This is a genomic window from Streptomyces sp. NPDC002825 (assembly GCF_040295385.1).
Classification (GTDB): domain Bacteria; phylum Actinomycetota; class Actinomycetes; order Streptomycetales; family Streptomycetaceae; genus Streptomyces.
Genome location: NZ_JBEOVH010000020.1, coordinates 41,736 through 52,948, shown reverse-complemented (window position 1 = coordinate 52,948; position 11,213 = coordinate 41,736). Strand labels below are relative to the sequence as shown.

Genomic DNA, 11,213 nt, shown 5'->3' with positions numbered 1-11,213 from the left:
AGGGCCGCCCGGCTCCGTCAGGATGGGCGTATGGGATTCCATGTCGATTCCGAGACCGGGCGGCTGCGCCGCGTCATCCTGCACCGGCCCGATCTGGAGCTGAAGCGGCTCACCCCGTCCAACAAGGACGCCCTCCTCTTCGACGACGTGCTGTGGGTGCGGCGGGCCCGCCAGGAGCACGACGGTTTCGCGGACGTGCTGCGCGACCGGGGGGTGGAGGTGCACCTCTTCGGGGACCTGCTGCGGGAGTCCCTGGAGGTTCCGACGGCCCGCGCCCTGGTCCTCGACCGGGTCTTCGACGAGAAGGAGTACGGGCCGCTGGCCGCCGACCACCTGCGCGCGGCCTTCGACTCGCTGGACGCCGCCGCGCTCGGCGAGGCGCTGGTCGGCGGCATGACGAAGCGGGAGTTCCTGGCGGCGCACCGGGAGCCGACCTCGGTCCGCTTCCACGCCCTGGACCTGGACGACTTCGTCCTCGGCCCGCTGCCGAACCACCTCTTCACCCGGGACACCTCGGCCTGGATCTACGACGGCGTCTCCATCAACGCGATGCGCTGGCCGGCCCGGCAGCGCGAGACGGTGCACTTCGAGGCGATCTACAAGCACCACCCGCTGTTCACGGGCCCGGAGGCGGGTTCCTTCCACCACTGGTCGGAGGGGCAGTCGGACTATCCGTCGACGATCGAGGGCGGGGACGTCCTGGTCATCGGCAACGGCGCCGTGCTGATCGGGATGAGTGAGCGGACGACCCCGCAGGCGGTGGAGATGCTGGCCCGGGGGATGTTCGCGGCCGGTTCCGCGCGCACGATCATCGCGCTCGACATGCCGAAGCGGCGCGCGTTCATGCACCTGGACACGGTGATCACGATGGTCGACCAGGACACGTTCACCCAGTACGCGGGGCTCGGAATGCTGCGCTCGTACACGATCGAACCGGGTGACGAGGGCCAGTCCCTGCGGGTCACCGACCATCCGCCGGAGCAGATGCACAGCGCCATCGCGGCGGCACTCGGGCTGCAGGACATCCGGGTCCTGACGGCGACCCAGGACGTGCACGCGGCGGAGCGCGAGCAGTGGGACGACGGCTGCAACGTGCTGGCGGTGGAGCCGGGGGTGGTCGTCGCGTACGAGCGGAACGTGACGACGAACACGCATCTGCGCAAGCAGGGCATCGAGGTGATCGAGATCCCCGGCAGCGAGCTGGGCAGGGGGAGGGGCGGTCCGCGTTGTATGAGCTGTCCGGTGGAGCGGGACGCGGCCTGAGGAGCGGATCCGGCGGGGAGAGGGGGGCTGTATAGAAATGTTGACGTGCGTATACACTTCCAGAGTTCCGACCCGCCGTCCTCCCGACCCGTACTTACAGGAGCGCGTCCCATGGCCACAGACCTCATCGGCCGCCACTTCCTCAAGGAGCTGGACTTCACCGCCGAGGAGTTCCGCGGTTTGATCGCGCTCGCGGCCGAGCTCAAGGCCGCCAAGAAGGCGGGTACGGAGGTGCAGCGGCTGCGCGGGAAGAACATCGCCCTGATCTTCGAGAAGACCTCGACCCGCACCCGCTGCGCCTTCGAGGTCGCCGCCGCCGACCAGGGCGCCTCCACCACCTACCTCGACCCCTCCGGTTCCCAGATCGGCCACAAGGAGTCCGTCAAGGACACCGCCCGCGTCCTCGGCCGGATGTTCGACGGCATCGAGTACCGCGGGGACAGCCAGGCGAACGTCGAGGAGCTCGCCGCCTTCGCGGGCGTGCCCGTCTTCAACGGCCTCACCGACGACTGGCACCCCACCCAGATGCTGGCCGACGTGCTCACCATGACCGAGCACGTGGACAAGCCGCTCGACACGATCGCCTTCGCCTACCTCGGCGACGCCCGCTTCAACATGGGCAACTCCTACCTCGTCACCGGCGCCCTGCTCGGCATGGACGTCCGGATCGTCGCCCCGAAGGCCTACTGGCCGGCCGACGACGTCGTCGCCGCGGCCCGCGAGCTCGCCGAGACCAGCGGCGCCACGATCACGCTCACCGAGGACCTGACCGAGGGCGTCGCCGGCGCGGACTTCGTCGTCACCGACGTCTGGGTCTCCATGGGCGAGCCCAAGGAGGTCTGGGACGAGCGGATCGCCGCCCTCTCCCCGTACTCCGTGACGATGGACGTGCTGCGCGCCACCGGGAACCCGGACGTCAAGTTCCTGCACTGCCTGCCCGCCTTCCATGACCTGGGCACGGCCGTCGGGCGGGACATCCACGCCCGGCACGGTCTGACCGAGCTGGAGGTCTCGGACGAGGTCTTCGAGTCGGCGCACTCGGTCGTCTTCGACGAGGCCGAGAACCGGATGCACACCATCAAGGCGGTCCTGGTGGCGACGCTGGCCGGTCCTGCGGGGCAGTAAAGAGGGAGCGGCGGTACTAGGGACGGCGCCGCTGGGCCGGTATCCCCGGGAGCGTGAACCACACCGCCTTGCCGCTCGCGGTGGGGCGGTGTCCGCAGTCGCTGCTGAGCGCGCGGATCAGGAGGAGTCCCCGGCCGTGCTCCTGCCAGGGGTCGACCTCGGTGCCCGGTGCGGGGCAGACGAGCTCGTCGGGGCCGGCGGGCTGGGAGTCGTGGACCTCGATCTGACAGCCGCCGGGCGCCGCGAGCAGTTCGACGACCAGCTCGATGGGGCCCGCGCCGGAGGTGTGCTCGACGGCGTTGGCCACGAGCTCGGCGGTGAGCAGCTCCGCCGTGTCGCCGTCGGGGCGGTCGGCGGCCGCGGGGGCGATGTCGGTGAGCGCGGTACGGATCAGGGCGCGGGCGATCGGCACGGCCGCGGTGGTGTGGGGCAGCCGGATGCGCCAGGAGACGGCGGGCCCGGAGCTCACGGTCGAGGTCCCGGGGCTCAGGACTCCGGCGCTCATGGGTCCGCTGGTCTCGATTCCGGCGCTCATGGCCGCGGTTCCGGGGCTCTCGGTTCCGGGGCTCACGGCCGAGGGTCCGGTGGCTTCGGGCATGGGGGGCAGGCTCCCTTCACCGAGGGGCGATTGGGGCGAGTGGGGTGGGGGGCATCCCGAGACGTCCTGGTTTCAACCTTACGAGGCGCAAAATCCGCTTCCCAGGGCACCCCCTCCCTTCCCCCGGGGACTTAGGTCCGCCGCCGCCCGGGACCTTGCGGGGCCCCTGTACCGCTCGCGTATCGCGTACTCGTGACGACAGTCACAGTACGGTGATACCCTCCCTGCGGAGGAAGGAGGCCCCTCGGATGAGCCCCTTTACCGGCTCCGCGCCCCGCACGTCACGCTGGCAGCATCTGCGCCTCGACATCGACCAGGGCGTCGCCACCGTCACCCTCGCCCGCCCCGCGAAACTCAACGCGCTCACCTTCGGCGCCTACGCCGACCTGCGCGACCTCCTCGCCGAGCTCTCCCGCGAGCGCGCCGTCCGCGCCCTCGTCCTCGGCGGCGAAGGCCGCGGCTTCTGCTCGGGCGGCGACGTCGACGAGATCATCGGCGCCACGCTCGCCCTCGACACCGCCCGGCTCCTCGACTTCAACCGGATGACCGGCCAGGTCGTCCGCGCGCTCCGCGAGTGCCCCTTCCCCGTCATCGCCGCCCTGCACGGCGTCGCCGCCGGCGCCGGGGCCGTCCTCGCCCTCGCCGCCGACTTCCGGATCGCCGACCCCACCACCCGCTTCTCCTTCCTCTTCACCCGGGTCGGCCTCTCCGGCGGCGACATGGGCGCCGCCTATCTGCTGCCCCGGGTCGTCGGCCTCGGCCACGCCACCCGCCTCCTCATGCTGGGCGAGCCCGTCCACGCGGCCGAGGCCGAGCGCATCGGGCTGCTCAGCGAGCTCACCGAGGAGGGCGCGGCGGGGGAGCGGGCGGCCGCCCTCGCCCGCCGGCTCGCCGACGGCCCCGCCCTGGCCCTCGCCCAGACGAAGGCCCTGCTCACCGCCGAGCTCGACATGCCGCTGGCCGCCGCGGTCGAACTGGACGCGGCCACCCAGGCGCTCCTGATGAACGGCGAGGACTACGCCGAGTTCCACGCCGCCTTCACCGAGAAACGCCCCCCGAAGTGGCGGGGATGCTGACGCCCCGGGGCGGCGACCCGGGGGCCGACGGCAACCGGGCCCGCCATGGAGACGGCCCCCATGGCGACGCCGTCCGGGCCCGCCATGGCGACGGCCCCGGCAGCGACGCTGTCCGGGACCCCGGTCGCGACGGCCCCCGCAGCGACGCCGTGAGGGACCCCCGTGGCGACGGCCCCCGCAGCGACGCCGTGAGGGACCCCCGTGGCGACGGCCCCCGCAGCGACGCCGCCCCAGGCACGAGCCCCGCCCCCGGCCGGGACTCCCGTGGCGCCGCCTTCCCCGCCGCGCGCAGCCTCGACGGCCCCGGCCCCCGCACCGTCGCCGTCATCGGTGGCGGACCCGGTGGGCTCTACGCCGCCGCCCTCCTCCTGCGCCAGGACCCGGCCCGCGAGGTCACCGTCTGGGAGCGGAACGCGCCCTCCGACACCTTCGGTTTCGGAGTCGTCCTCTCCGACGAGACCCTCGGCGGGATCCGCGACGCCGACCCCGTCGTGTACGAGGCGCTCCGCCGCGAGCTCGTCCGCTGGGACGACATCGACGTCGTCCACCGGGGCCACCGCACCACCTCCACCGGCCACGGCTTCGCCGCGCTCGGCCGCCGCCGGCTCCTGGAGATCCTGCACGCCCGCTGCGCCGAGCTCGGCGTACGGCTCCGCTTCCGCACCGACGCCCCGCCCGCCGCCGTCCTCGCCGCGGAGCACGACCTGGTCGTCGCCGCCGACGGCGTCCACAGCCGCACCCGCGAGACGCACGCCGCGCACTTCCGCCCCCGGATCAGCACCCACCTCTGCCGCTACATCTGGCTCGCCGCCGACTTCCCCTTCGAGGCCTTCCGCTTCGAGACAGCCGAGACCGAGCACGGCGTGATGCAGCTGCACGCCTACCCCTTCTCCGCCGACTCCTCCACGGTCATCGTCGAGATGCGCGAGGAGGTCTGGCGGGCCGCCGGCTTCCACGAGCTCGACGAGGCCGAGTCCACCGCCCGCTGCGCCAAGGTCTTCGCCGAGGCGCTCGGCGGCCGCGAGCTCCGCTCGAACAACTCCGCCTGGACCGCGTTCCGTACCGTCGCCAACGCCCGCTGGTCCCACGGCAACACCGTCCTCATCGGCGACGCCGCCCACACCGCGCACTTCTCCATCGGCTCCGGCACCAAGCTGGCCGTCGAGGACGCCGTCGCCCTCGCCGCCGCCGTCGGCGCCCACCCCACGCTCGACGAGGCCCTCGCCGCGTACGAGGCGGAGCGCCGTCCCGTCGTCGAGTCCACCCAGCGCGCGGCCGCCGCCAGCCTGCACTGGTTCGAGGAGCTCGCCGGGCACGTGGACCGGCCGCCCCGCCGCTTCGCCTTCGACCTGCTCACCCGCAGCCGCCGCGTCACCCACGCGAACCTGAAGCTGCGCGACCCCGTCTTCACCGCCGCCGTCGAGGAGGACTTCGGCTGCCCGCCCGGCACCCCGCCGATGTTCACCCCGTTCCGGCTGCGCGGACTGACCCTGCGCAACAGGGTCGTCGTCTCCCCCATGGACCTGTACGTCGCCGAGGACGGCGTCCCCGGCGACTTCCACCTCGTCCACCTCGGCTCCAGGGCCCTCGGCGGCGCCGGACTCGTCATGACCGAGATGGTCTGCGTGAGCCCCGAGGGCCGCATCACCCCCGGCTGCACCGGCCTCTGGACCGACGAACAGGCCGCCGCCTGGAGCCGTATCGCCGACTTCGTCCACACCTCCGCGCCCGGCACCGCGCTCGGCGTCCAGCTCGGCCACTCCGGCCGCAAGGGCTCCACCCGCCTCATGTGGGAGGGCATCGACCAGCCGCTCCCCGAGGGCAACTGGCCGCTCGTGGCCGCCTCGCCCCTCCCGTACCGGCCCGGCGTCAACCAGACCCCGGCCGCCCTCGACCGTGCCGGGCTCACTGCCGTACGCGAGCAGTTCACCGCCGCCGCCCACCGCGCCGCGCGCAGCGGCTTCGACCTCCTCGAACTCCACTGCGCCCACGGATACCTCCTCTCCGGCTTCCTCTCCCCGCTCACCAACCACCGCAGCGACGCCTACGGCGGCGACCTCAGGGCCCGGCTGCGCTACCCCCTCGAAGTCTTCGACGCGGTACGGGAGGCATGGCCGGCCGACCGGCCCATGACCGTCCGCATCTCGGCCACCGACTGGGCCGAGGGCGGTACGACCGCCGAGGACGCCGTCGCGATCGCCCGCGCCTTCGCGGACCACGGCGCCGACGCGATCGACGTCTCCACCGGCCAGGTCGTCCCGGACGAGGAGCCCGCCTACGGCCGCTCGTACCAGACGCCGTACGCCGACCGCATCCGCAACGAGCTCGGCGTCCCGGTGATCGCGGTCGGCGCGATCTCCTCCTGGGACGACGTCAACTCCCTGCTCCTCGCGGGCCGCGCCGACCTCTGCGCCCTCGCCCGGCCGCACCTCTACGACCCCCACTGGACCCTGCACGCGGCGGCCGAGCAGGAGTACCAGGGTCCGGCCGCCCCCTGGCCCGCCCCGTACCGCGCGGGCAGCCGCCGCCCGCCCACCGGCCGCCGCGAGTGAGGACCCTGGACGCTCGCGCATGCGGATGCGACGCGGGGGCATGGTCCGCGCCCCGTCCAGCCCCTTGAATGGGAACATGACAGAAAACAGGGCGGGAAGGGTGCCGGGGCGGTCCTCGGCACGGCGACGGCGATGACGGGACTGCTCGCGGGGGTGTGGTTCGCGTACGTCTGCTCGGTGATGCCGGCGCTGGCGCGCAGCGACGACCGGGTCTACGTCGAGGTCATGCGGAACATCAACGACGTGATCCAGAACCCGCTGTTCTTCACCCCGTTCCTCGGGGTGCCGGTCCTCGCGGCGGTGGCCGCCTGGCAGCACCGCGCCGGCCGGGCGCGGCTCTGGACGCTCGCCGCGTTCGTCCTCGCCCTGGCCGTCCTCGTGGTCACCTCGGCGGCCAACGTCCCCCTCAACGACGCCCTCGCGGCGACCGGGGACCCGGCCGCCGCCCGGGCGGCCTTCGAGAGCCCGTGGGTGGCGTGGAACATCGTCCGCGCGGTACTGGGCGCGGCGGGGCTCGCCTGCTCGGTCAGGGCCCTGGCCGTACGGACGCGCTAATCGTTCAGGAACGGCGAGACGTACTCCGCGCCCCGGTCCCGCAGCAGCTCGTGCAGGGCCGCGAAGACCTCCGCCGAACGGCGGCCCGGCCAGTCGTCCGGCAGGAGCTCCGCCGGGAGCACCGGGTCCGCGTAGGGGAGGCGTCGCCAGGAGTCCAGGGCGAGGAGGTAGTCCCGGTAGGCGTCCTCGGCGCCCGCCGGGTCCGTACGCCAGGCCCGCAGGACCGGCTCGTGGACCGCCAGGAACTCCTCGTGGAGCCCGGCGATCGCCGGCAGGTCCCACCAGCGGGCCACCGCCCCGGCCGTCGCCGTGTACCCCAGGTGGTCGCCGCGGAAGAGGTCCACGTACGGGGAGAGCTCGAGCCGCTCCAGGGCGTTCCGGGTCTCCTCGTACAGCCGGGCCGGCGCGATCCAGACGCCCGGCGCCGCCGTGCCGAAGCCGAGCCGCGCCAGCCGGGACCGCAGCAGGTGCCGCTTGTGCCGCTCGGCCTCGGGCACCGAGAAGACGGCCAGGACCCAGCCCTCGGAGAGCTTCGGCTCGGTACGGGCGTAGATCCGGCGGTCGCCGTCGTCGAGCAGCCGCCGGGCGTCCTCCGACAGGGCGTACCCGGCGGCGCCGCCCGCCGTCCGGCCCGGCAGCAGCAGCCCGCGCCGCTTGAGCCGCGACACCGAGGAGCGCACCGAGGGGGCGTCCACACCGAGGACGCCGAGCAGCCGGATGAGCGCGGCCACGGGCACCGGCGACTCGTCGGGCCCACGGCCGTACGCGCCGTAGAACGAGACGATCAGGGATCGGGGGGTGTGCTGCTCGGCCACGTGATCACTTTAGGGGGTGGTCCACAGGTCATGCCGGGCCGGAGCCTCCTGCCCGGTCACGCCGGGTCCCGCAGCAGGAAGCGCTGGAGCTTGCCGGTCGCGGTGCGCGGCAGCGCGTCGAGGAAGACGATCTCGCGCGGCGACTTGTACGGGGCGATGCGGGCGCGGACGAAGGCCCGCAGGGCGGCGGCCGTGCTCGCGTCGCGCGGCACCCCGTCCCGTACCACCGTGTACGCGACGACGATCTGGCCGCGCAGCTCGTCCGGACGGCCGACCACCGCCGTCTCCACCACGTCGGGGTGGTCCAGGAGCACCTCCTCGACCTGGGGTCCTGCGATGTTGTACCCGGCGGAGATGATCATGTCGTCGGCCCGTGAGACATAGCGGAACCAGCCGTCGGGCTGGCGGACGTACGTGTCGCCCGTGACGTTCCAGCCGTGGCGTACGTACTCCTCCTGGCGGGGGTCGGCCAGATAGCGGCAGCCCACCGGGCCGCGCACCGCGAGGAGACCCTCCTCGCCGTCCGGGACGGCGTTGCCTTCGCGGTCGACGATCCTGGCCTGCCAGCCGGGCACCGGGCGGCCCGTGGTGCCGGGGCGTATGTCGCCGTCGGCGGCGGAGATGAAGATGTGCAGGAGTTCGGTGGCCCCGATGCCGTTGATCAGGCGCAGCCCGGTCCGGGCGTACCAGGCCGTCCAGGTGGCCTCCGGCAGGTTCTCGCCGGCCGAGACGCAGCGTCGCAGCGAGGCCACCTCGGGGGCGGTGCCCTGCGTCAACTCGTCCAGCATGACGCGGTAGGCCGTCGGGGCGGTGAAGAGCACCGTCACCTGGTGCCGCTCGATCGCGGCGAGCAGCTGTTTGGGCCCGGCCTGTTCGAGGAGGACCGCGCTCGCCCCGGCCCGCAGGGGGAAGACGACGAGGCCGCCGAGGCCGAAGGTGAAGGCGAGCGGCGGCGAGCCGGCGAAGACGTCGTCGGGCAGCGGGCGCAGGACGCGCGCGGAGAAGGTGTCGGCGACGGCCAGGACGTCCCGGTGGAAGTGGACGCAGCCCTTGGGCCGGCCGGTGGTGCCGGAGGTGAAGGCGATGAGGGCCACGTCGTCGGCGGCGGTGTCCACCGCCTCGTACGGGCCGGGGCGGCGGTCGGCGAGGGCGAGGAGGTCGTCCGGGCCGTCTCCGCCGAAGGGGGTGACCCGGAGCCCGGGTATCCGGGCCGCGAGGAGCTCGTCGAGCACATGGGCGTCGCAGAGCGCGTGGGTGCACTGGGCGGCCTCGGCCATGACGGCGAGTTCGGGGGCGCGCTGTTGGGCCAGCACGGTGACGGCGACGCCGCCGGCCTTCATCACGGCGAGCCAGCAGGCGGCGAGCCAGGGGGTGGTGGGGCCGCGCAGGAGGACCCGGTTGCCGGGCTGCACCCGCAGGTCGGTGGTGAGGACGTGGGCGATGCGGTCCACCCGGTCGCGGAGCTCGCCGTAGCTCCAGACCCCGCCCTCGCCGTCGTGGAAGGCGGGCCGGTCGGCGCCGAACCGCTCGACCGTGCGGTCGAGGAGTTCCGTGCCGCAGTTGAGCCGGTCGGGGTAGTGGAGCTCGGGGAGGTCGAAGACGAGCCGCGGCCACCGCTCGGGCGGGGGCAGCCGGTCACGGGCGAAGGTGTCGAGGTGGCCCGAGGGCGTCAGCTCCATGAGTCCGTCCCCCTGTCGAGGTGGGGTCGCTCGTCGCTCCACGAGCGTATCGTGTTGGTGACGACAGTCAACGGTTCGCGACAAGGGTCCGTGGAGGCGCCGAGCGCAGGACGCGGGAGGAGGCTGGGACCGAGGCACGTGAGGGTGCCGGGGCGACGGCGTCGGAGGGCTTCACGGCGCGGACGCCGGTGGACGCCCCGGACCGGGCGTCGACGAGCACCGCCGTTCGGGTGCCGGGAGGCGCCGGAACCAGGGCGCCGGTAGGCGCTCGAACCAGGGCGCTGGTGGGCGCCGTCGTAGGGGTGCCGGGAGGTGCCGGAACCAGGGCGCCGGAGCGCGCCGCCGCAGGGGCGCCGGGAGGTGCCGTGACAAGGACGCCCGGGGGCGTCGGAGAGGGCCCACATGCCCGCATTCTCGCTCGATCCGGCACAGACCACCTGGTGTGCGCAGCTCAGCGCGCTCGCCGCCGACCGCCTGAAGCCCCTCGCCGACCAGGGCGAACCCGGCAGGGTCAACCGCCCCCTCGTCGCCGCCCTCGGCGAGCTCGGCCTGCTCGCACGGCTCTTCGAGGCCGGTGCCCTCGACCTCTGCCTGCTGCGCGAATCCCTCGCCCGGACCTGCACCGAGGCCGAGACCGCGCTCGCCCTCCAGGGCCTCGGCACCCACCCCGTCGCCGCCTTCGGAACCCCCGCCCAGCGCGCCCGCTGGCTCCCCGAGGCCACCGCGGGCCGGGCCGTCGCCGCCTTCGCCCTCTCCGAACCGGACGCCGGCTCCGACGCCGCCGCCCTCGCCCTCGACGCCGTGCCCGACGGGCGCGGCGGCTGGCGCCTGCACGGCGAGAAACGCTGGATCTCCAACGCCCCCGAGGCCGACTTCGCCACCGTCTTCGCCCGCACCACCCGGGGCGCCGGGGCCCGCGGCGTCACCGCCTTCCTCGTGCCCGCCGACCGCCCCGGCCTCGGCGGGGAACCGCTGGACATGCTCGCCCCGCACGCGCTCGGCACCCTCACCTTCGACGGCGTCCCCGTCGGCCCCGAGGACCTCCTCGGCGAACCCGACCGGGGATTCGGGGTCGCCATGAACACCCTCAACCTCTTCCGGCCCAGCGTCGGCGCCTTCGCCGTCGGCATGGCCCAGGCCGCCCTCGACGCGGCCCTGACCCACACCGCCGCCCGCCCCGCCTTCGGCGGCGTCCTCGCCGACCTCCAGGCCGTCTCGCACCGGGTCGCCGAGATGGCCACCCGCACCGAGGCCGCCCGCCTCCTCGTGTACGCGGCGGCCGTGGCGTACGACGAGGGCGACCCGGACGTCCCCCGGCGCTCCGCGATGGCGAAGCTCCTGGCCACCGAGACGGCCCAGTACGTCGTCGACGCGGCCGTGCAGCTGCACGGAGCCCTCGCCCTCCAGCGCGGCCACCTCCTGGAACACCTCTACCGGGAGGTCCGCGCACCCCGGATCTACGAGGGAGCCACGGAGGTGCAGCGCACGATCATCGCCAAGGAGCTGTACGCGAAGGTGCAGCAGACGAAGGACGCGAGGGAACAGAACAC

General features: G+C 73.9%; 9 protein-coding genes. 6 read left to right on the top strand and 3 right to left on the bottom strand.

The annotated features are described in order from the left end of the window. The first annotated feature begins 30 nt into the window (after positions 1–30). Both ABT041_RS24160 and argF read left to right on the top strand, forming a co-directional pair. Positions 31–1,263: an arginine deiminase gene (locus ABT041_RS24160; protein WP_351187681.1), complete on the top strand. Its 1,233-nt coding sequence runs from the start codon at positions 31–33 to the stop codon at positions 1,261–1,263. 111 nt (positions 1,264–1,374) lie between these two features. Continuing rightward, complete coding sequence (gene argF / locus ABT041_RS24155) at positions 1,375–2,388, top strand: ornithine carbamoyltransferase (RefSeq protein WP_351187679.1); 1,014 nt, start codon at positions 1,375–1,377, stop codon at positions 2,386–2,388. Positions 2,389–2,404: 16 nt separating this feature from the next. On the opposite strand, the gene ABT041_RS24150 is transcribed toward argF, so the two are convergent. Further along, positions 2,405–2,893 carry an ATP-binding protein gene (locus tag ABT041_RS24150; RefSeq protein WP_351187820.1) on the bottom strand — a complete coding sequence of 163 codons (489 nt, stop codon included), beginning with the start codon at positions 2,891–2,893 and terminating at the stop codon, positions 2,405–2,407. A 341-nt stretch (positions 2,894–3,234) separates the two neighbouring features. On the opposite strand from ABT041_RS24150, the gene ABT041_RS24145 reads away from it, so the two are divergent. From ABT041_RS24145 to ABT041_RS24135, 3 genes are all read left to right on the top strand, one after another. Next, entirely contained in the window at positions 3,235–4,062 is an 828-nt protein-coding gene (locus tag ABT041_RS24145) for an enoyl-CoA hydratase family protein (protein ID WP_351187677.1), read from the top strand. A 326-nt stretch (positions 4,063–4,388) separates the two neighbouring features. After that, positions 4,389–6,614, top strand: coding sequence for a bifunctional salicylyl-CoA 5-hydroxylase/oxidoreductase (locus tag ABT041_RS24140; protein ID WP_351187818.1), 2,226 nt, complete (start codon positions 4,389–4,391; stop codon positions 6,612–6,614). A 132-nt stretch (positions 6,615–6,746) separates the two neighbouring features. Continuing rightward, positions 6,747–7,169, top strand: coding sequence for an anthrone oxygenase family protein (locus ABT041_RS24135; RefSeq protein WP_351187675.1), 423 nt, complete (start codon positions 6,747–6,749; stop codon positions 7,167–7,169). Here the strand turns inward: ABT041_RS24135 and ABT041_RS24130 are convergent. Together ABT041_RS24130 and ABT041_RS24125 are read right to left on the bottom strand one after the other, a co-directional pair. Then, a complete protein-coding gene (locus tag ABT041_RS24130) occupies positions 7,166–7,984 on the bottom strand; it encodes a PaaX family transcriptional regulator (RefSeq protein WP_351187673.1) in 819 nt (272 codons plus the stop codon). The two genes, ABT041_RS24135 and ABT041_RS24130, sit on opposite strands and share 4 nt — an antisense overlap. Before the next feature lie 56 nt (positions 7,985–8,040). Further along, on the bottom strand, positions 8,041–9,663 hold the full coding sequence (locus ABT041_RS24125) for an AMP-binding protein (protein WP_351187671.1): 1,623 nt from the start codon (positions 9,661–9,663) through the stop codon (positions 8,041–8,043). Positions 9,664–10,065: 402 nt separating this feature from the next. Between ABT041_RS24125 and ABT041_RS24120 the strand changes: the two genes are divergently transcribed. Beyond that, positions 10,066–11,213 (top strand): acyl-CoA dehydrogenase family protein (locus ABT041_RS24120; RefSeq protein WP_351187669.1); only part of this gene is annotated, 1,148 nt, incomplete at its 3' end.

Bases quoted from the DNA above. Each gene is read 5' to 3' on its own strand.
- ABT041_RS24135 (WP_351187675.1), top strand. From the start codon at position 6,747: ATGACGGGACTGCTCGCGGGGGTGTGGTTCGCGTACGTCTGCTCGGTG.
- ABT041_RS24125 (WP_351187671.1), bottom strand. From the start codon at position 9,663: ATGGAGCTGACGCCCTCGGGCCACCTCGACACCTTCGCCCGTGACCGG.
- ABT041_RS24150 (WP_351187820.1), bottom strand. From the start codon at position 2,893: ATGAGCGCCGGAGTCCTGAGCCCCGGGACCTCGACCGTGAGCTCCGGG.
- ABT041_RS24145 (WP_351187677.1), top strand. From the start codon at position 3,235: ATGAGCCCCTTTACCGGCTCCGCGCCCCGCACGTCACGCTGGCAGCAT.
- ABT041_RS24160 (WP_351187681.1), top strand. From the start codon at position 31: ATGGGATTCCATGTCGATTCCGAGACCGGGCGGCTGCGCCGCGTCATC.
- argF (WP_351187679.1), top strand. From the start codon at position 1,375: ATGGCCACAGACCTCATCGGCCGCCACTTCCTCAAGGAGCTGGACTTC.